Source organism: Candidatus Binatia bacterium, assembly GCA_026415395.1.
Classification (GTDB): Bacteria; Desulfobacterota; Binatia; order HRBIN30; family HRBIN30; genus HRBIN30.
Map to the genome: position 1 here is coordinate 589,918 of JAOAHD010000007.1, position 22,541 is coordinate 612,458.

Genomic DNA, 22,541 nt, shown 5'->3' on the forward strand with positions numbered 1-22,541 from the left:
ATGCCCATGGCAGTGACATACCGGGATGCCGGAGTCGACATCGACAAAGGAGAGCAAATTGCCCGCGTGGCGGCGCGCGTTGCGCGGCAAACCAAGCGCCCGGAAGTGGTGGCCGGCGTCGGCGGATTCGGCGCGCTCTTCCGTCTTCCGCGCGGCTACCGGCGTCCGCTGCTCGTTGCGGCCACCGACGGGGTGGGAACGAAACTGGCGGTGGCCGCCATGGCCGGCAAGCACGACACGATCGGCATCGATCTCGTGGCCATGAATGTCAACGACATCCTGACCCTCGGGGCCGAGCCGCTGGTGTTTTTGGACTACTACGTTACCGAACGCTTGGAGCCAGCGGTGACCGAGCAGGTGCTTCGCGGCATTGCGCGTGGCTGTCGCTTGGCCGGTTGTGCCTTGGTGGGCGGGGAGACGGCAGAACACCCTGGGTGTATGCGTCCGGGTGAGTACGACCTAGCAGGGTTCGTGGTCGGCGTGGTGGAGGAAAAACAGGTCATCGACGGTCGCAAGATTCGCGCGGGCGACGTCGTTCTGGGTTTGGCCGCGAGCGGGTTGCACAGCAATGGCTTTTCCCTAGTTCGGCACGTGCTGTTCGAGCGCGCGCGGCTCGATGTCGCGGCGGAATTGCCTGAACTCGGCCGTCCGCTTGCCGAAGAGCTGCTGGAGCCAACCCGCATTTATGTGCGGGCCGTGCGCTCCTTGCCGCGGGCCAGCATTCACGGCATGGCGCACATTACCGGCGGTGGCTTGGTGGAAAACATCCCGCGCGTGTTGCCACGTGGGTTGCTGGTGCGGATCCGCCGATCCTCGTGGCCAGTGCCACCGATCTTTCAGCTCGTCCAACGACTCGGAGAAATTCCGGATGCCGAAATGCTACGCACCTTCAATATGGGAGTCGGCTTCGTGTTGGTGGTCTCTTGCGATGCGGTCGACTCGATCGTCGGGGCGTTGCGCCGGCAGCGAGTGCAAGCGTGGGTGATTGGCGAGGTCGTGCGACGGCGGCCCGCCGAGCCAGCGGTCGTGTTCGCATAGCGAACTCCGAGCGGGAGCCCATGTTGGTGCGGAAGTCCATCCCCGTTCCGAGAGCGGATGCAGCTTGGGTTTTGCGATGACGGAGCGGGATAGCACCGAAGCGGGGGCAGCGGAGGAGCAGCGTCCGCACGTCAGGGTGTACACCGACGGCGCCTGTAGCGGGAATCCCGGGCCGGGTGGCTGGGCAGCGGTGCTGGTGTCCGGGCCTCACCGCCGGGAGATCAGCGGTTTCGAACCGGAGACCACCAACAATCGAATGGAACTCCGCGCAGCGATCGAGGCGCTGCGCCTTTTGAAGCGGCCAGCAATGGTCGATGTGTACACGGACTCGGAGTATCTCCGGCAAGGCATGCGAGAGTGGCTGCCACGCTGGAAAGTCAATGGCTGGCGCACGGCCAATCGCCGGCCGGTGAAAAATGCCGACTTGTGGCGTGAACTCGATCGCTTGTGCGCGCGTCACCGCGTGCGCTGGCATTGGCTGCGTGGTCATGCCGGTCATCCGGAAAACGAACGCTGCGATCGTTTGGCGCGCGCGGAAATTTCCCGCCACGTACAGGGGAAGCGTGGTGCCTCGGAAGCGAGGTGAGGTCTGCGGACCCGTGCGGTGACAAGTTTGGCCGCAGCCGGTAAACTGGCCGCGCAGTGAGCATACGGAGGTCAGTATGGCGGAAGCAGGCAAGGCCGTTTCGCCGCCGCGGGCGGCATTGGTCGCGATGGATTTCTCGGCACCTGCACGCCGAGCGCTGGAACTGGCACTTTCGTGGCTGCCGGAGGCGGAAATCACCGTGTTGCACGTGATCGACACCGAATTCGCCGAACGGGTCGATGCCGAAGGAATCGCAAGCCGCGAGCAAGTGATTCAGCGATTGCGCAGCCATGCGGAAAGCGAGTTGGCGAACCTGGTGTCGGAGTGTCAATCCGGCAAGGTAGACACCATGATCGTGGAGGGAAGCCCGTTCGTGGAGATCGTTAAGCTCGCGCGCGACTTGGATGTCGACTGCGTGGTCATGGGTATGCACGCGGTTGCCCGCGGCTTGGGCGAGTTGCTCACTGGCAGCACCGCTGAACGGGTGCTCCGCGCAAGCCATTGTCCGGTCATTTGCGTGCCTTAGCGCTTGCTCCTCACGGCTGGAGCGGCTGGAGGGGACAAGCCCCGAAACTCGCGAGCCGCAGGGTTCCCGAGGGACGTGAGCGCGGGCGGGGAGACGGACTCTCGTCTCGTCGTTGGTGAACTCAGATGAGCCGCAGAAGATGTCCGCCTTCGTCTAACGATCGCGCCACTGCGGGCTGCGGACTGCTTGGTCTCGGTGTCCCAACTCGGTCGTGCGCAAGTCGGATGGCGCCGAATGCTGTCGTGGACCCTGCCACAGGATCTACGAACGCAACACATGCGCAGGGGGCCACGCCATGAGTTGCACGGGCAACCGCAATCGGGTTCGACGTCGGTCCCGTCGGTACCGGCGCTCTCGAACCGGCGTATCCCAAAGCGGGTGCTGCATTCCAGGAAACCCAGGGCCACCTTGACGCTGCCGTTCGGCCGGGGCCCAAATGGCCTCGCAAGCACGTTTCCACCTACACTGTGCAGCTTTCGCTGCAACTCGTTGTCTGGCCCCGCGGTAAAACAGATCCTGTGCAATCCGATGGGGAGCGGTGACGCAGCCGAGAGCACTCTCGACCTCAGTGGCGCGAAAAGGGCCCTGAACTGGGGGCTTCCTTGGAGATCACAAAACCAGGCTGCTCGGATCGCGGCCACCGGCACAACGGGCCAAGTATTGATCAGACCGGAAACTCATTAGGATACGTGGGGCATGCGTGCAGGCACAGGGAGCGTATCGACGGAGGCGTGGATGAGGGGGTTGACTCGCTCCCAAGATTCCCAGCCGGATAGGTGGGCCGTCCCCTCAATAATCTCGAGTCGTGCACCCGGAATGAGGGCAGCCTCCGCGCGAGCTTCAGCGACGGGATAGATGGGATCACGGTCGCCAGGGTGACGACCTTAATTCTTTCCGCCATGTCCGAGTAGGTTCAATTGCCAGGTTAGTTTATCTTCGGCTCAATCATTGTGTTCCTAGAGTCCGTCTCGATAACTGCGGGCACGATCCTTGAAAGTTCGTCACGCATCTTAAGAGTGTCCGGAAGAGTCAGCCGGAAAATGAGTCGGTGAAAAGTTCTCGACGCGGCAAAGGGGAGCGGGCTGGTGGTCTCCGGGAAAACCCCGAGCGCAAGCGTGAATTGTTCGATACTTTCTGGGGCAGTGGTTCGCAGTTTGCGTTCACCTCTTCAGCGTGGGCTAAGTTGCCCGTCGTGGCACTCTCGCGTAACGGCGGTGGTGACCGTGAGGCGTGTCTCGCCATGCACCGCTGCCCACGGATTGCACGGGCATTCCCACCCCTCGGCAGCCTTGTCCATCACGTACGACGCGGGAGCAGTGCAGGTCCGTTGCGCCGCCGGTATGCCCGGTGCTGTGTTCCAGAGAAGAACACTCTAACCGCCGAGTTCGCCCACGATGGCCGGGGTCGCCGTTGCGGTGGCGGAGCCGTTCGCGATGATAGCCAGAGTGACGATCGACATCGTGCGCCGCGAGTTTCGAACGCGGTAGTTTTGCCTCCTGGTCGCCAATCTCTGGGGGCACGAACGGCCCGAAATGTCTCTTCCGCTCCCTGCTCGTGCGCATATACTGGGAGCCGCCCTCTAGTCGCAACTCGTAAATCCGATCAAATTCGGGAACTTCTTCAAAGCCCTGCTAAGGTGAGGGCCACGAAAGGGTGGAGGCATGCCCGAACGACGTTGGCAAATTTCGCTTTGGTACGTGCTTGCGGCAGTGTTCCTGCTGGTACTCACCTACTCGTACGGCTCCTACGAGCCCACACAGGAGATTTCGTACTCCCAGTTCAAGGCACTCCTGAATGCTGGGAAGGTCACCGACTTGGTCCTCACTCCCGAAGAGGTGCAAGGTCGGCTCAACGACCTCGATGTCGGTGATTTGCTCACTGCAGAGCAGCTCGCGCGCTTCAAGCACACCGGCGAGCGGCAACCGAGGTTCAAGGCCGTGCGTGTGGAGGATCCGAAGCTTGTGGAGATCCTAGAAGCCAAGGGAGTTCCATTTGCTGGACGCACCCCGAATACTTGGCTCACCAACGTCTTGTCTTGGGTACTGTCCGCATTGCTCTTTATCGGTATCTGGCTATTTGTCCTCCGCCGCCTCGCTGGCTCGGGAGGACCAGGTGGGCTCATGGCCGTCGGGCGTAGCCGCGCCAAGGTATACGTGGAGAACGAGACGAAGGTCACGTTTGCCGACGTTGCCGGCATCGACGAGGCGAAAGAAGAGTTGCGTGAAATCGTGGAATTTCTGAAAACGCCGGAGCGCTTCCGCCGCTTAGGGGGCAAGATCCCGAAGGGAGTTTTGCTGGTCGGGGCGCCGGGCACTGGGAAAACGCTCCTAGCTCGGGCTGTCGCCGGCGAAGCCAAGGTGCCGTTTTTTAGCATCAGCGGTTCGGAGTTCGTCGAGCTATTCGTGGGTGTCGGTGCTGCGCGCGTGCGCGACTTGTTCGAGCAGGCGAAACAGAAGGCGCCTTGTATTGTGTTCATCGACGAGCTCGACGCTCTCGGGAAATCGCGGGCCATCAATCCGCTCGGCACGCACGATGAGCGGGAGCAAACGCTCAACCAGTTGCTTGTGGAAATGGATGGCTTCGATCCCAACGTCGGCGTGATCATCATGGCGGCCACCAACCGGCCGGAAATTCTCGACCCGGCGCTGCTGCGTGCGGGCCGATTTGACCGTCACGTGGTGCTCGACCGGCCGGACGTCAAAGGTCGCGAGGCCATCCTCCGCGTGCATACCCGCAACGTGAAACTCGGGCCCGACGTGGATTTGCAGGTCGTCGCGCAGCGGACGCCAGGGTTTGTCGGGGCGGACCTTGCCAATGTGGTCAACGAGGCTGCGTTGTTGGCCGCACGGCGCAACCGCGAATACGTGACGATGCAGGACTTCGATGATGCCGTGGACCGCATCATTGCCGGCCTGGAGCGCAAGTCGCGGGTGATGAGTCCGCGGGAAAAGCGTATCGTTGCGTACCACGAGGCTGGCCATGCGGTGGTGGCCTCGTTGCTTCCGAACGTGGATCCGGTGCGCAAGATCTCCATCATCCCACGCGGGATCGGGGCACTCGGTTATACGCAACAGTTGCCGACGGAGGATCGTTACCTCATGACCCGTTCGGAGCTGGAAAACCGCCTGTGCGTGCTCTTGGGCGGCCGCGTGGCCGAAGAGATCGTGTTCAGCGACGTGTCCACGGGCGCGCAGGACGACTTGCAGAAGGCCACCGACATCGCGCTGGCGATGGTCACGCGTTACGGCATGAGCGATGCCCTCGGGCTGCGTACTTTCGAGTCGGAGCGCCGGCCGTTGTTCCTCGAGTCACCGGTGGCCAGCCGCCGCGATTACAGCGAAGCCAAAGCAGCCGCCATCGATGCCGAAGTCGAACGGGTGTTGAAAAATGCGCACCAGCGGGTGCGCGAACTCCTGCAAACTCATCGCCGGGAGCTGGAAACGGTGGCGGAGTGGTTGTTGGATAAGGAGGTCTTGGATGGGGACCAGTTACGTGCCTTGCTCCAGCAGTGCGCCGAGGCTCACGGCCAGCGCGAGCCGCGTAGTGCAGCAGCAACGTGAACCCAGGGCATTGGGAAAAGACCACGACCGAAGCCCAGGGTGAGCCCCGGTCGTGGTCTTCGGGCCTGGCCGGAACCGTTACGCGGCTTCCGCCAGCGGAGTGGCCTCGAACGTGAGCTGGCCGTTGCGATAATCCACGAACACGCGCGAGTGATCCTGAATCTTGCCCGCCACGATCTGCCGGGCGAGGGCAGTTTCCAACTCACGCTGGAGCAGCCGCTTGAGCGGACGTGCACCGTACACCGGATCGTAGCCGGCTTCGGCGAAGTGCTCGACCGCTGCCTCGGACAGTTCCAGTTCGATCTTCCGCTCCGCTAAACGCTTGCGCAGCCGTTCGAGCTGGATACGCACGATTTGCTTGATCTGGTCGCGAGTGAGGCTGTGGAACACTACGATGTCGTCGATCCGGTTCAAGAACTCGGGCCGGAAGTGATGGCGGAGAGCCTCCAACACTTCTTCCTTCATCCGTTCGTATGCCGCAGGGTCGTCGCCGCGGTAGTTCAAGATCAAGTGGCTGCCGATGTTCGAGGTCATAATGACCACTGTGTTCTTGAAATCCACCGTGCGCCCTTGGCCATCGGTGAGGCGACCGTCGTCGAGAATTTGCAGCATAATGTTGAAGACGTCGTGGTGTGCCTTCTCGATCTCGTCGAAGAGAATCACGGAGTACGGCCGGCGACGCACGGCTTCGGTGAGTTGCCCACCTTCCTCGTATCCAACGTACCCCGGCGGTGCGCCAATCAGCCGCGACACGGTATGCTTCTCCATGTACTCGGACATGTCGATGCGCACCATGGCGTTTTCATCGTCGAACAAGAATTCTGCTAGCGCCCGGGCGAGTTCCGTTTTTCCCACGCCTGTGGGGCCGAGGAAAATGAAGGAGCCAATGGGTCGGTTGGGATCTTTGATGCCGGCGCGGGCTCGCAAGATCGCGTCGGCTACTGCGCGCACGGCCTCGTCCTGCCCCACCACCCGCTTGTGCAGTTGCTCCTCGAGACGCAGGAGCTTCTGCGTCTCGCCCTCCATCAAGCGGCTAACGGGAATGCCGGTCCACCGTGAAACGATTTCGGCAATGTCGTTCTCGTCCACCTCTTCTTTGATCAAGCGCAAGCCCCCGTCTTGCTGCGCGAGCTTGGCCTCTTCTTCGGCGAGCTGTCTTTCCAGTTGCGCCAGCACCCCGTACTTGAGCTCAGCGACGCGGTTGAGATCGTATTGCCGCTCGGCCTTGCCGATCTCCACCTTCGTTTCCTCGATTTTTCGGCGCAGCTCGCGCAGGCGCTGGATGGCGGCCTTTTCCACCTCCCAGCGGGCGCGCAGGGCTTCTTGTTGGGCCTTGAGTTCCGCGAGCTCTTTTTCCAGCCGTTCGAGCCGCGCTTGCGAGGCTTTGTCGGTTTCCTTCTTCAAGGCTTCGCGCTCGATCTCGAGTTGCATCACCCGGCGCGATACCTCGTCGAGCTCACTCGGCATGGAATCGATTTCCGTGCGCAGCTTGGCGGCGGCTTCGTCGACGAGGTCGATCGCCTTGTCGGGGAGGAAGCGGTCAGTGATGTAGCGGTGCGACAAGACCGCAGCGGCCACCAAGGCGCTGTCCTTGATGCGCACGCCGTGATGCACTTCGTAGCGCTCGCGCAAACCGCGCAGGATGGAGATCGTATCCTCCACCGAAGGCTCGTCGACGAACACCGGCTGGAAGCGGCGCTCTAGAGCCGGGTCTTTCTCAATGTGCTTGCGATACTCGTCGAGCGTGGTCGCACCAATGCAATGGAGTTCGCCGCGAGCGAGCATCGGCTTCAGAAGATTGGAGGCGTCCATGGCCCCTTCGGCGGCTCCGGCACCCACGACCGTGTGCAACTCGTCGATGAACAGGATGATCTCGCCTTGGGAGTCCTGCACCTCTTTGAGGACGGCTTTTAACCGTTCCTCGAACTCGCCGCGGAACTTGGCGCCAGCAATGAGGGCGCCCATGTCGAGCGCGATAATGCGGCGATTTTTCAAACCCTCGGGCACGTCCTGCCGCACGATGCGTTGGGCGAGGCCTTCTACGATTGCGGTTTTGCCCACCCCAGGCTCACCGATGAGCACCGGGTTGTTTTTCGTGCGCCGTGAAAGCACCTGAATGACACGGCGAATTTCCTCGTCGCGGCCAATCACTGGGTCGAGCTTGCCTTGCGCGGCAAGCTTGGTGAGATCTCGGCCGTACTTTTCCAGCGCTTGGTAAGTGGCCTCGGGATTGGGGCTCGTCACTCGTTGACCTCCGCGAACTTTTTGCAGGGCGTGCATGAGCGAATCGCGCGTAACCCCGGCCTCTTGGAACATGCGTTCGCTCGTGCGGTCCTGCAGCATGGCGAGCAGCAAGTGCTCGATGCTGACATATTCATCCTTGAGTGTTTGCGCCTCTTCTTCCGCGCGGGTGAGCACGCGGCTCAACCGTTGCGTCACGTAAACTTGGTCCGGCGCTGCGGCGGGACCCGTGACCTGCGGTAGTTTTTGCAGCTCTTGTTGCGCGCGCTCCTTGAGCCGCGGGATGTTCGCATTGGCGGCGCGCAAGATTGCCGTCGCTAAGCCGTCCTGCGGTTCGAGCAAGGCGAGCAGCAAGTGCTCGACATCGATGCCTTGGTGATTGCGCCGCGCCGCGAGGGACTGCGCTTGGCGCAGCGCTTCTTGAGACTTTTCGGTGAAACGTGCGAGATTCATATGGACTCCGATCGTTCGCGCAACCTAATCACACTTTTGCACTTGGCAACCTTGGGGCTCGGCGCTGGCGGCTGTTCGCAGGCTGCGGGCCGGCACGGAGACGCTAGTTCCTGTGGGCAAAAGCAACGGTGGTGGGTTGCACTAAGCGTTCAAAGTCCGCGTAGCGCATGTGCACCGTTTGCGTGTGGGTTCCGGCGTTGAAGACGATGGTTTCATCGCGCGCGAGTTCCGGGTCTACGTAGACCGGCAGGCCGAACAAGTTGCCAAAAGGCGGCATAGCTCCGACCTCGCAGCGGGGAAACAGATGGCGGAATTCGTCTTCGGTGGCGAGCTTCGCTTGGGGATCTCCCAGGATGGTTTGCACCCGCGCGAGGTCGACCTTGTACGGGGCAGGAGCGACAAACAAGGCAAAGCCCTGCGCACCGCGGATGACAACAACCTTGGCCACCTCCCGTCCCGGAACATGTTCGGCTTCTGCAACTTCCTGCGCCGTGTACGCTGGAGGGTGTTGCGAAACTTGGTAGGGCACACCGGCGCGGTCGAGTAACTCCTTAAGCTCCGTGAGCACTGGCATGGCTCCGACCTCCTTTCCCTGAACCCGCTCGACGGAAGCTACCACGATTTGCGGCTGCGGCCTAGTGTTCCGACAGAATTGTTTATCGCGCCGAACACGGGGCAATCGGGGACTAAAAATGTGTGGTGTTTGGAGCGGCTGTTGAGTGGATCAGTCGCGAACCCCACTGGCCGCGAGCAGGGGACGCCGGCAGCTCGCATCCGCGGGAACAATCGTAGCCATGGCACCAATTCGGAAGGGCAAAGCCTGGGGAACGTGCGATTCTGCGCGATGCGGCCGCGGTTTTATGGAAAGGGAAGGGGGAGTCGGGGTGCGAGTGGCGACACCAGAGGTACCGGAACCGCTCGCTTTCGCAAAAGGTCTTCCACTTGCATGGCGGCGGCCATCGGGGGCACGGTCATATCGACGAAAAGCACGTCGGGCTCATCCTCCCCTGGGAGTTCCTGCTTCTCTCGCTGGCGCAGGTAAATTCCCCAGTCAGCGTCTGAAGGCTCGTCTGCCTTGGTGGCGCGTGCCTCGAGGCGTCGCTGGATTTCGTCCTCCGGGCAAGTACACCAAACGAACAACAGCGGAGCTTGAAATTTTTCGGCTGCGGCCCGGAGAATATCGCGCTGTTCGCGGTGGAGGTGGGTGGCGTCGAGAATCGAGCCTTGGCCGCGGTCGAAGAGGTGCAAAGCGCGATGGCGGAGTTCTGCGTAGGTCCGCGCGGTAATGTCCGCGCTGTAAATCCCTTGGCCGAACGGTGCCGCACTCTTTTGTGTTGCTTCCCGACCGGCGAGTTCTTTGCGCACAACGTCCGAGCGGATCCAGTGAAACCCGGTGCGTTCGGCGAGCAAAGAGGCCAGTGTCGACTTGCCCGTTCCGCTGGGACCGGCGAGAGCCACAATCGCCCGGAGCGGCTCCCAGGTGTAGCGGTAGGCGAGGGTAAAGCGCCGCTTCGCCAAGGAGCACGCCCGGGCGCGCTCGGCTTCGGGAACGTCGGATTCTCGGCTTTTCAACCCTTCGACTTTGCCGCGTACGTAGGCGCGATAGCACTTGTAGAAGGGAAGGAGGCGCGGCAAGTCGTGATCGGCCATCACGGCATTGTATGCCAGGAGGAAGCGGTCATGTAGATCGCGCCGCTCGAAAAAATCGAAGTCCACGGCGAGGAACGCTACGTCGGAAGCCACGTCACAGCAGCGCAACCGGTCGCTAAACTCGATGCAGTCGATAATTGCCGGTGGATGCGTGGCGTACACATGATCGGCGTGGAGGTCGCCGTGTCCGTCTCGAATGCGTTCCTCGGCCTGACGGCGGCGGAGAACGGTGTCGTTGTCCCGCAAAAACCTCTCGACGAAGGCGCGAATCTGCTCATCATCGTGTTCGTGGATGAGCTCGCCGCGCATAATCTCGGTGTCGGCGAAGTTTTCCTGCCAGGTGGCGGCGAGTTCCTCCGGGGCGCCAAACCGAACCACCGACGGTCCCGATCCGGCGCTGCGGTGGAATTGTGCCAGTAAGCGCGCCAGCTCGTCGATGAATTCGTTTTGCACCCGACCGCTGAGGAGGAGGCGGTCGAGCCGTAAGTCGTCCGGTAGGTACTCCATTTCGACCGCGTAATCCTCGACGGCGGCGGGCGCTGTCTCCACTGGCGCCAAGCGAAATTGAGTTGCTTCGCGCACGATGGCGACAACGCGGCGGTAAACGTTGGGTGCCAAGCGGCGGTTGAGCCGCACTTCTTGCTCGCAGAAGCGGCGGCGCAGGTCGCGCGTGGAAAAGTCGAGAAAGCGAAAGCGAACGGGCTTCTTGACTTTGTAGACCACCGGGGGTGCGAGCAGCACGTAAGAGATGTGAGTCTGCTCGAGCCTTACCCACGGCGGGCGATGCGGGTAGAAGGACGGCTCCAACATCGCACGGATGAACCCGGGCAGCTGCGGCTCCGCCGTGCTCGCTGCTTGCTCGTGTTCCTTGCTGCCAGCCGGCTCTTGCATGGCCTCATGATGCCGCGGATTGCTTGCCTGCGCTAGTCGAGCCTGCGCGCAGGCAACCGTGACAGGGTGGAACGCGCACAAGGGCGATTTCTTGGTCCGAACACCGGCGGTATTCCGCGCCCGCTGCGAACCGCGTGCGACTAGGTAGGATTGCGCTCCGCATCCATACACGGCTGCCTCCAGGTGCCGGCTTTCCGTTATAACGCTCACCGGCGCTGCACCAAGGATCGGACGAGGCCGACAAACTCTGCCGCCGTGCGATCGCGTGCCCACTGCCGATGTTCGCTTCCGTGACGGGTTGCAGCACGATGCCGGCGTGCTTTCATCAACGAAATGTTTTTGACGCAACACGCCAAGCGCCGCTGGTATGTTGTCGCCGCGATGAGTGGCGGACTGCTTCTCGCCGTGGACCTGGTGAACCCGGGAGTGTTTGCCGATAAGTCCAGGTGGGCCGAGGAAGTTTTCTTCCGGAAACCCTTGGGACGGCCGTACATTGCCGTCCCCGGTCGGGATCCTCGTCGCGCCAACACGGTGATTGGCTCTATTCGGTATTACCAAGCGCAAAAAGGCGACACGTTTCTCGATATCGCTCGTTACTACGACTTAGGAATCAACGAACTTGAAGACGCCAACCCCGGCATTGATCCCTGGTTGCCACCCCCGGGGAAGCCGATTTTGTTGCCGACCCAGTGGGTGCTGCCGGACGTGGAGTACAAGGGAATTGTCGTCAACATCCCGGAGATGCGCCTCTATTACTTTCGTTCGGCGGGTTCGGATTCCGTGGTCGTGACGACGTATCCCGTGGGGCTCGGCCGCGATGATTGGAAGACCCCGGTGGGCAAGTTCACCATCGTAGAAAAAACAGTGAACCCGAAGTGGGTGCTGCCCGAGTCCATTAAGGAAGAACACCGGCGCGACGGCCGGCCCGCTCCGGATTTTATTCCCGGCGGGCACCCGGACAACCCTTTAGGCAAGTACCGACTGCGCTTGAGTTTGCCGCTGTACGGGATTCACGGGACAAACATCCCCTGGGGCGTGGGGATGCAGGTGAGTCATGGCTGTGTGCGGTTGTACCCCGAAGATATCGAGCACCTCTTTCCGCTCGTACCAGTGGGCACTCCGGGTGAATTCGTTTACCAGCCGGTAAAAGTCGGCGTGCGCGATGGACGCGTGTTCATCGAGGTCCACAAGGACATTTACGACCACACCTTGGCGCTGCACCGCGAAGCGCGGCGGGTGTTGGAGAAGTGGGGAGTGGCCGCGTTAGCCGATGCTGACAAAGTGCGAGACGCCGTGCTCCGGCAAAATGGTGTGCCCACCGACGTCACGCGTGAGGATATCCGCGCGCGCTTGGAATCTCAGACTAGGTCTACTGCCGGAGCCGAGAGCGTCCCCTGAGTGGCCCCCGCTTGGCGGTGAGCGGGCGTTACGTAAGTTACCCCCACGGCCCAGCCGTGCAAAAACACGGCGAGCCGGCAGTAGGATCTACCCGGCGCCCCAGTTCGCATTCCGGGAGGCTGCGGAAAATGCGGCCGGCACTGTCGCTTACAACGACCACTCGGCGCGTAGCCGGATAGGTGTTGGGCCGCGGAAACGAGTAGTAGCCCCACACCGTGCAGGGGGGGAGTGTTCCCAAGCGGAGACGCAAAACCTGGAGCTCGTCCGACATTGCCCGGTTTTGTTGGCGGAGTTGGTCGAGCTCGCGCTCGAGTTGGGCAATGTGGTCGGAGTCCTCGTCTTGGCTACTCGACAAGCTCTCCAGTTGCGCAAGCAACTTCTCGCTCTCCTCGCGTAGCACGGCGTTTTCCTCGGCCAGGGAGCGCAAGCGCTCATTCGCCCGCTCGCGTGCCGCGCGCGAGGCCTTGATCGCCCGGAGGATTTCCTTGAGGCCGATCGTCCTCTCCTTTTTGGTGGCCCCACTCGCCTCCGTCGGCTGGGTCGAGGGGGCCGCGCGCGGGAACACTTCGAATTGCCGCTGCGCATAAATCCAGGAGGGAAAGCGCGGCGAGTACAGCTCAACCGTGTAGCTGCCGTCGCGGGGAAACACGTGGGTGGGCAGCGTGGTTGGAGAGGTGCGCAGGCCGAGGTCGATCGGATCGCTGGCCGCAGGCCGCAGCAGCACGCGCATTTTTGCGGGCCCCTCCCAGTGGACCTCCACGGGAGGCTGATACACCCGCCCCTGCACAGGAGTGAGCACCAACGGCCGCACATGGGCCACGATGCTTCTGCGAAACAGGGTGTCCGCTACCAGGACAGCGGCTCCGCACAAAACGGCGGTGAGCAAGATGCGCGGGATCCTGAGCACGGCGCGAATTTTGGCACAAACTTGTGGAGGGGCACAACTCGCCGACGAAGCACGATCGGTGTCGTTAACTTGCCCCGTGCAGACAATTCCGATACACGAAGGCCGCGATGGTTCTCGACTTCTTGTTCGGGATGTTTTCTAACGATTTGGCCATCGATTTGGGCACGGCCAACACCTTGATTTACGTCAAGGGAGAGGGGATCGTTTGCAACGAACCTTCGGTGGTGGCTGTGCAAAAGGATGCCCGCGGCGGGCGGCGGGTGCTGGCGGTGGGGGCGGAGGCGAAAAAAATGCTCGGCCGAACTCCGGGCTCCATCGTGGCCATTCGTCCGTTGAAGGATGGAGTCATTGCCGATTTCGAGATTACCGAAGCGATGCTCCGCTACTTCATCCACAAGATCCATAATCGGAAAGCCCTGGTACGCCCGCGCATCATCATTTGCGTGCCCTTTGGGGTGACCGAGGTGGAGAAACGAGCGGTGCGCGAGTCGGCGGAGTCGGCCGGGGCTCGCGAAGTGTACCTGATCGAGGAACCGATGGCGGCTGCAATCGGTGCTGGCCTGCCGATTACCGAGCCGACCGGCAATATGATCGTGGACATCGGTGGGGGCACCACGGAGGTCGCGGTGATTTCGCTCAAGGGAGTGGTGTTCTCCAAGTCCATCCGCGTCGGCGGGGATAAAATGGACGAAGCCATCGTTCAGTACATCAAGCGGAAATATAACTTGCTCGTCGGCGAGCGCACGGCAGAGCTCATCAAGATCACGATCGGCTCGGCCTACCCGGGCAATGAGATTCAAACAATGGAAATCAAAGGGCGGGATCTCGTGGCGGGCGTTCCGAAGACGGTGGAGGTCTCCGACGAAGAAATCCGCGACTCCCTGCTCGAACCAATTAACCAAATTGTCGACGCCGTACGGATCGCGTTGGAGCGCACGCCCCCGGAGCTGGCTTCCGACATTGTCGATCGTGGAATCACCCTGGCCGGTGGCGGGGCGTTGCTGCGGAATTTGGATGTGTTGTTACGGGAGGAAACCGGGCTCCCGGTGATGTTGGCGGAAGACCCGCTAACGGCGGTGGTGATGGGTGCGGGGAAGGTTTTGGACGAGCTGTCGCTGCTCAAGGATGTGACCATCCAGTAAGGAAAGCCCCGGGGTGTCGCGGCACCTCAGGGAATGGGGCGGCATCGAAGTCCACGCCGTTGCGGGCGCAGAACGATGGGCAGCGTGGGCGAGGGTTATGTGGGAATTCCTACAGCGTAACCGCATCGGGCTGACAGCCACCGTGCTGATGGCCATCTCCCTGCTGCTTTTAACGTCGAGCATCCGCCAGTACCGGAGCGATCCGTTGGCTTACCTTGTGTTGGAGAGCCTCCGCCCCTTACAGGGTGCGATCGCCACGGGCTGGGTTGCCGTGCGCAATATTTGGCAGCAGTACGTGGACCTCGTGGGCGTGCGGCAGGAAAACGAGCGCTTGCGCCAGCGAGTGGCGGAGCTCGAGCATCAAAACCTGCGGATTGCAGAGATTCTCGAAACCGACCGTCGCTTGGCCGAGCTCCTCAGATTCCGTACGAATTTCCTCGGCGATGCCCAAGCAGCGATGATCATTGGCCGCGATACCTTTCCCGCCTTTGGCACGGTGACCATCAGCAAGGGAGAGGCCGACGGGGTAAAGCGGGGCATGCCCGTCGTGTCGCCGCAGGGCGTGGTGGGCCGCATCCTGATGACGAGCGCCCATTCGGCGCGGGTGCTGCTGATTACCGACCATAACAGCGGTGTGGATGCGCTCGTGCAACGCACGCGAGCCCGAGGAATCGTTGAAGGCTCTCCCGAAGGGCGCTGTTCGATGAAGTACTTGCGCCGGGAAGAAGACGTTGCGGTCGGAGACAAAATCATCACCTCTGGTCTCGATGGAGTGTTTCCCAAAGGGCTCCTGATTGGCGAAGTCACCCACGTAACCCGCGGGACCCGTGGCTTGCTGCAAGTGGCGGAAGTGCGCCCCGCCGCACCCCTCGATCGGTTGGAAGAAGTGTTGATTCTCAACCCGGGAACCCGCCTCAAAGCCGAAAGTAAAGAATTGTACGGAGATGGCGCGGCACCGAGGTCGTGAGTGTGCGACGAGCGGCAGTATTCGTTGGCTACGCGCTAGTCGCGCTGCTGCTGCAAACCTCGCTCGTCCCTTTGCTGACCGGCGGAAAGTTCACCGTGAACTTGCTCACCATTTACGTGGTGTACCTCGGCATGCGCCGGCAGTCTGTGTGGGGTGTCGTGGGGGCGTTTCTACTCGGCTACTTGCAGGACACGGTGTCCGGAACTCTGTACGGGCTGAACGCCTTCGCCATGACGCTCGTGTACCTGGCGGTCTACCGTACATCTCGTCACGTGTGGGTGGAGAACACGGTCAGCCAGGTTGTCGTTGTCGGGCTCGCCGACGCCCTCAAGCAGTTGGCCACCGGATTAATCCTCGCTGCCGTGTGGGGCACGGGTGCATTGCCGGCCTTCATGGAAATGGCCTCCGTTTCCGTCTTGGCGACCGCGGTGGTGAGCCCCGTGGTGTTCGTATTTTTGGAGCGCATCCACGAGTTCGCCTTTCAAGAAGAGGGCTGACGTGACTTGGACAACGCTCAAACATCGGGAGGCTCCGAGTTTACTCCGCCGGCGCGTGCGCTGGTGCTTGGTGGCGGCGGCGCTGGTTTTCGTGCCGCTCACGGCCCGCTTGTGGTACCTCCAAGTCCTGCACGGCGAGGAAATGCGCCTGTTGGCCGACAACAACCGGATCCGTCTCCATCGGGTGCAAGCCACGCGCGGCACCGTGGTCGACCGCTTTGGCCGCGTGATCATCGACAGCCGACCCTCGTTCGATGCCGTGTTCGTGCCGGAGGACGCTGACGACCCAGCAGGCACGATCGAGAATTTGGCTGCACTGTTGGGCCTCAATTCCGCAGAGCTGCAGCAAGCGGTCAAAAAGCGGGGGATCCGCCCGTTCCAAGAGGTTGTCGTCAAGCGCGATTTGAGTTTCGAAGAGGTGGCGGCGGTGGAGACCCACCAATGGGATCTTCCCGGTGTGAGCCTGAAGATTACGCCGCGGCGCAGCTACCCGCACGGTCCGCTGTTGGCGCACTTGACGGGCTATGTGGGCGAGGTGAGCGCAGAAGAGATCGAACGCGACCCGAGCTACCGCATGGGCGACATGGCGGGAAAAAGCGGCCTCGAGCGCGGCTGGGAGCGGTTTCTTCGCGGTGTCGATGGCGGGCAACAGGTGGAGGTCGATTCATTGGGCCGACGCCTCAAAGTGTTGAGCGAGGTTGCTGAGATTCCGGGGCACACGGTCAAACTCACTATCGATCTCGACCTGCAACACGCCGCCCATCGCGCGTTGGGAGAGCGCGACGGCAGCGTCGTGGCCATCGACCCGCGCAACGGCGAGATCCTCGCCATGGTGAGCCACCCGAGTTTCGACCCGAACACCTTTGCCCGCGGGATTCGCCCACAAGAGTGGCGAACGTTGATTAGCGATCGTTCGCGCCCGTTGATGAACCGGGCGATTCAAGGCCAGTACCCACCCGGATCGACGTTCAAGTTCATCGTGGCGGCGGCGGCTTTGGAGGAAGGGGTGGTGAACCCATTTACGCACGTGAATTGCCCTGGGGGGTTGTCCTTCGGCAACCATTACTTCCGCTGCTGGCGCAAGGGTGGCCACGGGAGCGTCAACGTGCACGAGGCCCTGGTGCAATCTTGCGATACGTTTTTCTATCAAGTTGCGCAACGACTCGGGGTCGATGTGATCGCCGCTTATGCCCGCAAGTTCGGCTTGGGGAGCCCCACGGGGATCGCTCTGGAACATGAGCGCGGCGGTGTGATTCCTGACAGCGCATGGAAGCAGCGCCGCTTTCGCCAACCGTGGTACGCAGGGGAAACCTTGTCCGTGGCCATCGGGCAGGGTTACGTCACCGCAACTCCACTGCAGATGGCCAACGCTGTGGCCATGCTCGCGACCGGCAAACGCTTTCGCCCGCACTTTGTGCTGCAGGTGGAAAGTCCGGAAGGAGAAGTCGTTGCTCGCGAGGAACCCGAAGAGGTGGAGCGGCTTGACCTCCGTGCCACCACCCTCAAACAAATCCGCGATGCGCTGCGCGATGTGGTCGAGAGCGAACGCGGCACAGGGAAGAAAGCGCGGCTGCGGGGCATCCCGGTGGCGGGGAAGACTGGCACCTCGCAAGTGGTCAAGCTCGGCAAGGATCGCACCAAACCCGAGCGCCTGCCGCGCCACCATCGCGATCATGCGTGGTTCGTCGCCTATGCGCCGGCGGACGACCCGGAGATTGCCGCGGCTGCCATTGTCGAGCATGCCGATGGTGGAGGAGGGCAAGTGGCTGCGCCGCTCGTCCGCGAAGTGTTGAGCGAGTATTTTGCACTGAAGGAACAGAGGGAGAGGCGCTCGTATGCTCAGGATCGATCGCCGGCTGATCGCACACTTTGACTGGCCGCTGCTCTTTGCCGTGTGTTTGCTGCTCGGCGTTGGGCTGCTCACGGTGTTGAGCGCCACGCATAACGCGGAACAATTGGTTAGTGGCTTGTTTCTCCGCCAACTGGCATGGGCAGCGGTTGGCAGTGTTGCGATGGTTGCCGCTCTGTCGTTCGATTACAACGCCCTCAAGCGCTGGGGGTGGCTGCTGTATGCGATCGCCCTTGTGCTGCTCGTGTTGGTGGCGCTAGCGGGCGTGAAGGTGGGCGGCGCGCGTCGTTGGCTCAGCTTTGCTGGGGTGTCCTTTCAGCCCTCGGAGATTGCGAAGCTCTCCGTGGTGGTGATGGTGGCGAGCTTCCTCCACCATCGTGTGAGCGAGGAGCTGTTGCACTGGAAGTCTGTCTTCGTGGCGTTGCTCATTGCCGGAGTGCCGTCCCTCCTGATCCTTAGGCAGCCCGATCTCGGTACCGCGTTGGTAGTCCTTGCTGTTGCGATGGCCATGCTCGTCGTTGCCGGACTCTCGCTGCGGTGGGTGGCGGCGGCGTTGCTCAGTGCCGTGCCGGTGTTGCCGTACGTGTGGCACCATCTGAAGCCGTACCAACAACGCCGCTTGCTGATGTTCCTGGATCCGGAGCAAGACCCACTCGGGCACGGCTACCACATCATTCAATCGAAAATTGCCATTGGCTCGGGGATGTGGAGCGGCAAGGGCTTTCTCCACGGCACGCAGTACCGCCTGAACTTTCTGCCGGAGCAGCACACGGACTTCATCTTTGCCGTGTTTGCCGAGGAGTGGGGCTTTGTGGGCGGTTGTGTGTTGCTGGGCTTGTACGCGTTCTTGCTCTACCGGTGCTGGGTGGCGATTACCCGCGCGCGTGACTCTTTCGGGGTGCTGCTTGGCTTCGGAGTCACCGCGATGATTTTCGTTCAGGTGCTGGTCAACGTGGGCATGGCTGCGGGCGCGCTACCGGTGGTCGGCGTGACGCTGCCGTTTTTGAGTTACGGCGGATCCTCGCTTTTGGCCTGCATGGTGGGCGTGGGGCTCTTGCTGAACATCAGTATGCGCCGCTTTACGTTTTGAGCCCGAGCAACAACTTCTCGACCGAGAAGTGCCCGCCTTCCGATCTGGCAGCGGCCGTCAAACGCCGAAGCGAGGATGAAGACTGTGCCTGCCAGTTGTTACGGACCCGGCGTAGCTTGCACTCAAGGTCGTGCCTCGCGCAGGAAGTGGCCAGCGAGTCACAGCGGCGTGCGGTCGGCGACAGCACGCCGCTGTTCCCTAGCGTTCCGCGAGTGTCGCGCCGCAGATCTGCTAGCCACGTGCCCATGCTTACTGGGCCACGAACCTCACCGTAACCTCAATGTCTCCGAGTGTCTGTTGGCCAAGGGCAGTGTATGCCCCGGCCAGCGTTAGACCCCCAATGTTGCCATTTAGAACGTTCGTGCAACTTACCGGCGCGCCCGCGATGCACTTCGGACTTGCTGGGTAAGTTGGGTCGTCGTTCTTGCAAAACACCGTAGCGCAGGCCTGACAGGTGGTGAGTTGCAACGGAAGAGGCGTGCCACGAGCGGCGGCAAGGTCAGCATCGGTGCAAAACGAGGGCTGACAAGCCCCGATCGATGTGCCGATAGCTAGAGCTTCTGCCATGCGGGCACTTCCCTCGGGGCCCGAGCCAGAGAACGAGAGCACCATGGGGCCGCCAGGATCACCAATGCAACTGTTGTGCGTGACGCTGGTATTCACTCCAACCAATCCTGCACAACCAAAGGTCCCTGACGCCGCGTTGCCAGGACCGAACGCCGGGGCGCACGGACGATTGGCCGGGCAACTTGTAGCAGAGGAGGCAAAGCCTGTGGTGCACGATTCGACGAGCGAACCGTCAGGTTGGAAAATTGCCCCGCCACAAGTGCGATACTCGGCTCCACGAACGCAAGCACAAGCCAACGTGGAAATCGGGATCTGTTGGAAGTCCATCCCCGAGGCTGGGATTACCGCAGAGACAAGGCCCGCTCGTGGTTTGCCGAGGATGAGTTGCTGTCGTCCTTGCATGGGCAGGCCGAGCACCAGGGGGTCACCCCAAACCACCGCACCGCTGGTGCCAGGCACGAGGGTTTGATCCGGGAACACGACTCCACCCACGAGCGAGAACGGGAGCGCGGTTTCCCAGGTGCAGTTTGCTGCGCAGCCATCTCCTCCGAACGGACGACACGCTACACAATCACCACCTGGGCAGTCTTCGTCGCCGCGACAGAAGAAATTTTCCCGCATGCCGCCGTCGCATACGCCGCGGAACTCGTCGCTCCCGGTGAAACAGTCGGCATCACTCGTGCACACTTGGCCGGCGCGCGCTGTGCCGACGCAGATTCCGCCATCGTCGCATTCCTCGTCTGCTTGGATAAGCCCGTCACCGCAGCCGGGTGCTGGGAAGGGCCAAAGGGGGGTTTACACAGAACCCGTCGCGGCCGTTCATGCCCTCAACCGGCCCTCCCTGTCGATTGGAGCCGCGGGCATTCCTGACTTCCAAGCGGCCGCTCTGTAGGATGGTAATGTTGCAGGTGAACAGTGTGGACTGATCGGGAATCGCCGAGTTGTTATTCACTGCATAGACAAGCGCGCGCACGCCCGTACACGCGGCTCCAGAGCAACCAGAAGGTTGGAAGGCGAACGCCGTGGACGGCTTATCAATTGACGGGTTGACCCTGCAGTCTGGACGGCCGTTCGCCCGCTCGCGCACCCGAATCTCCGGGGCGAAAACGAGATCCACCTGAACGGCCGCAATCTCCTGTCCGCCGGTGGACAGTTTCACTCGAATTGTCCCGTCCCCCCACGAGGCGACTGCTGTGTCGTCCACGTATACCGCGGGTCCCGATGGGGCGGCGCGAGGCGCGGGACACTCAAGCGGTGAAGGCCCACTCCCTACACAAACGACCCCCTCGCGAGCAGACAAGCTCTCGACTGGCTGACCGGCGGGCGTGCTCGCCCGCGCGTTCGTTGCGAAGACCACCGTGGGTGCGCTTACGCTCGCGACGCAACGATAGAGAATGGCATCGTCTGGAATTGGTTGCACGTTTTGCAAGGAGAACACCACCGCGCGGATGCCGCTACATGCGCTTCCGTTACAGCCGAACGGTTGGAACGCGAAGTGGCTTCCGTCCCTGAGAAGAGCTGGGTTTACGGTGCAGTCCGGTTGTCCGTCCGGGCGCGCTTTCACTCGCACCTTGTCGTTGAACAAGATGTCGTTCTGTACCCCGCTGATTTGCTGGCCACCGGTAGATAGGCGCACCGTGATCGTTGCATCTCCGGGTTGGTCCAAACGCAGCTCCTCGACGTACACGCTCGGTCCAAAAGGTGCGGGCCGTGGGAGCGGGCACGCAGGCGGAACGTTGCCACCTATGCACACGCTGGCGCGCGACCCGTAAACCCCTGGGACCCCAGTGCCGGCGCGAGTCAACAGTGAAAGATTACCGACTCGCAGTGCGGCGCTGCGCCCTGCCTCAAGGTTGCAAGTGAACAGCTTGGCACCATGGGGCAACCGGTATAGAAAGTTTTCTGCCTCTGGTCGGATATCTACGTGCACCGCCGTGCAGGTGCCGCTCGCCGGCGTGCAGCCAGCCGGGAGAAATGTAAAGAGGCTGCCGTCCTTCAAAAGTTCTGGGTTCACAGAACAGTCGGGGCGACCATTCGTCGTTGCCCGCACGCACACGCCGGAGTCGAGTTGGATGTCGAAACTGGCAGATTGAATCTCGGATCTGCCGTCGGCAAGCCACCCAATCAGCGTGCCTGCGCCGGGTTGTGGGAGAACGACGTCCTGGAGGACGGCGGTCGGTTCAGAAGGTAGAGGCTGTAACCCTGTGCATCCCGGCAATAGGGGCTGGTCGACACAGATAGTTCCCGCCCTACCCGTTGCCTGGGGAATGAGGTCGCTATTCGGATCGGTCAGTTCCACGTTCGTCACAAGGAGCTGACCACCGTTTCCGCTGACTCGAACGTTACAGATATACAAGAGCGAGCCGTCAGAGATGGGGTCGAGGTTTTCTAGGGAAAAGATGACCACCCGCACGCGAGTGCAATTTCCCGCGAGCGGGCTGCAGCCGGTTGGCCGAAAAGCGAACAACACAAATTCCTTGTTCAAACCGGCCCCGGGCCTACAATTAGGCGTTCCGTCGGAACGTGCACCCACGGTCACGCCCTCGCTAAATTCGAGGTCGTGGACAATCTCCGCGACCGCAAAGTCTCCGCTGGCAAGTTTTACCGCTGCCTGAGCAATTTCGGCCGGTAGTGTTGCCACACTCAGGTCCTCAACGTACACTGCGGGTGCATGGGGTGCAGGACGGGGGCTCGCGCAAACGGGCGGTGGGGAGGGTTGCAGACGGAGGCAAACGTTCCCGCCGCGACCGTTGGATTGCGCAATTGCCCTTTCGTCGCGATCACGCAAGGTAACGCGTGCAACACCTAGCGGGGCACCGTATGCTCGCACGCGCACACGGCAGGTGTAGAGCACTGCTTGATCCGAAATTGGCTCGGGGTTGACGAGTGAGAACACGTTCACTCGCAGGTGGGTGCAAGTGCCGGCGGTGGGATCGCAGCCTGCGGGACGGAAAGCAAACGTGGTCATGTCCTTGCGGATGGCGGGAGTTACTTGACAGTCCGGTTGACCATCTTCGCCCGCCGCCACAGCCACGTAGTCGTGAAAGACAAGATCGTGCTCCACTGCTGCAATGGCGTAACCCCCGGTTGCCAATTTCACCGGTACAACGATGTCCCGGATCTCATCGGGCTCGCCGCTAGTGATGAGCGTCCGATCGTCGACGTAAACGGCAGGGCCA

16 protein-coding genes are annotated in these 22,541 nt (G+C 61.9%); 10 read left to right on the forward strand and 6 right to left on the reverse strand.

The window, feature by feature from the left end; genetic code table 11:
• Positions 1–6 precede the first annotated feature (6 nt).
• The 4 genes from purM to ftsH all read left to right on the forward strand — a co-directional run bounded on the left by purM (position 7) and on the right by ftsH (position 5,710).
• On the forward strand, positions 7–1,038 hold the full coding sequence (purM, locus tag N3C12_07080; protein ID MCX8072196.1) for a phosphoribosylformylglycinamidine cyclo-ligase: 1,032 nt from the start codon (positions 7–9) through the stop codon (positions 1,036–1,038).
• 76 nt (positions 1,039–1,114) lie between these two features.
• Positions 1,115–1,624, forward strand: coding sequence for a ribonuclease HI (gene rnhA, locus N3C12_07085; GenBank protein MCX8072197.1), 510 nt, complete (start codon positions 1,115–1,117; stop codon positions 1,622–1,624).
• A 76-nt stretch (positions 1,625–1,700) separates the two neighbouring features.
• The gene (locus N3C12_07090; protein ID MCX8072198.1) at positions 1,701–2,150 is read left to right on the forward strand and encodes a universal stress protein; all 450 of its coding nucleotides are present in this window, start codon (positions 1,701–1,703) and stop codon (positions 2,148–2,150) included.
• Positions 2,151–3,811: 1,661 nt separating this feature from the next.
• Positions 3,812–5,710, forward strand: coding sequence for an ATP-dependent zinc metalloprotease FtsH (gene ftsH / locus N3C12_07095; protein ID MCX8072199.1), 1,899 nt, complete (start codon positions 3,812–3,814; stop codon positions 5,708–5,710).
• A gap of 78 nt (positions 5,711–5,788) precedes the next feature.
• Here the strand turns inward: ftsH and clpB are convergent, their stop codons facing one another.
• The 3 genes from clpB to N3C12_07110 form a co-directional block, all read right to left on the reverse strand.
• Entirely contained in the window at positions 5,789–8,404 is a 2,616-nt protein-coding gene (gene clpB, locus N3C12_07100) for an ATP-dependent chaperone ClpB (GenBank protein MCX8072200.1), read from the reverse strand.
• Positions 8,405–8,507: 103 nt separating this feature from the next.
• Positions 8,508–8,978: a YbaK/EbsC family protein gene (locus tag N3C12_07105; GenBank protein ID MCX8072201.1), complete on the reverse strand. Its 471-nt coding sequence runs from the start codon at positions 8,976–8,978 to the stop codon at positions 8,508–8,510.
• A 284-nt stretch (positions 8,979–9,262) separates the two neighbouring features.
• A complete protein-coding gene (locus tag N3C12_07110) occupies positions 9,263–10,945 on the reverse strand; it encodes an AAA family ATPase (protein MCX8072202.1) in 1,683 nt (560 codons plus the stop codon).
• Positions 10,946–11,284: 339 nt separating this feature from the next.
• On the opposite strand from N3C12_07110, the gene N3C12_07115 reads away from it, so the two are divergent.
• A complete protein-coding gene (locus tag N3C12_07115) occupies positions 11,285–12,343 on the forward strand; it encodes a L,D-transpeptidase family protein (GenBank protein ID MCX8072203.1) in 1,059 nt (352 codons plus the stop codon).
• Between the two features lie 37 nt (positions 12,344–12,380).
• Here the strand turns inward: N3C12_07115 and N3C12_07120 are convergent, their stop codons facing one another.
• Positions 12,381–13,250 (reverse strand): hypothetical protein, encoded by an 870-nt coding sequence (locus tag N3C12_07120; GenBank protein ID MCX8072204.1) that lies wholly within the window; start codon positions 13,248–13,250, stop codon positions 12,381–12,383.
• A gap of 107 nt (positions 13,251–13,357) precedes the next feature.
• Here N3C12_07120 and N3C12_07125 point away from each other — a divergent pair, with 107 nt between their 5' ends.
• The 5 genes from N3C12_07125 to rodA are packed head-to-tail and all read left to right on the forward strand — an operon-like array spanning position 13,358 to position 18,795.
• Positions 13,358–14,392 (forward strand): rod shape-determining protein, encoded by a 1,035-nt coding sequence (locus N3C12_07125; GenBank protein ID MCX8072205.1) that lies wholly within the window; start codon positions 13,358–13,360, stop codon positions 14,390–14,392.
• A 13-nt stretch (positions 14,393–14,405) separates the two neighbouring features.
• Positions 14,406–15,359 (forward strand): rod shape-determining protein MreC, encoded by a 954-nt coding sequence (gene mreC, locus N3C12_07130; GenBank protein MCX8072206.1) that lies wholly within the window; start codon positions 14,406–14,408, stop codon positions 15,357–15,359.
• On the forward strand, positions 15,356–15,856 hold the full coding sequence (mreD, locus tag N3C12_07135) for a rod shape-determining protein MreD (GenBank protein ID MCX8072207.1): 501 nt from the start codon (positions 15,356–15,358) through the stop codon (positions 15,854–15,856). The genes mreC and mreD overlap by 4 nt, the downstream gene beginning before the upstream one ends.
• A gap of 1 nt (position 15,857) precedes the next feature.
• Positions 15,858–17,729 (forward strand): penicillin-binding protein 2, encoded by a 1,872-nt coding sequence (gene mrdA / locus N3C12_07140; GenBank protein ID MCX8072208.1) that lies wholly within the window; start codon positions 15,858–15,860, stop codon positions 17,727–17,729.
• Positions 17,692–18,795 carry a rod shape-determining protein RodA gene (gene rodA / locus N3C12_07145; protein ID MCX8072209.1) on the forward strand — a complete coding sequence of 368 codons (1,104 nt, stop codon included), beginning with the start codon at positions 17,692–17,694 and terminating at the stop codon, positions 18,793–18,795. The genes mrdA and rodA overlap by 38 nt, the downstream gene beginning before the upstream one ends.
• Positions 18,796–19,044: 249 nt before the next feature.
• On the opposite strand, the gene N3C12_07150 is transcribed toward rodA, so the two are convergent.
• Together N3C12_07150 and N3C12_07155 are read right to left on the reverse strand one after the other, a co-directional pair.
• Entirely contained in the window at positions 19,045–20,049 is a 1,005-nt protein-coding gene (locus N3C12_07150; protein MCX8072210.1) for a hypothetical protein, read from the reverse strand.
• 70 nt (positions 20,050–20,119) lie between these two features.
• Positions 20,120–22,462 carry a hypothetical protein gene (locus N3C12_07155; GenBank protein MCX8072211.1) on the reverse strand — a complete coding sequence of 781 codons (2,343 nt, stop codon included), beginning with the start codon at positions 22,460–22,462 and terminating at the stop codon, positions 20,120–20,122.
• Positions 22,463–22,541 lie beyond the last annotated feature (79 nt).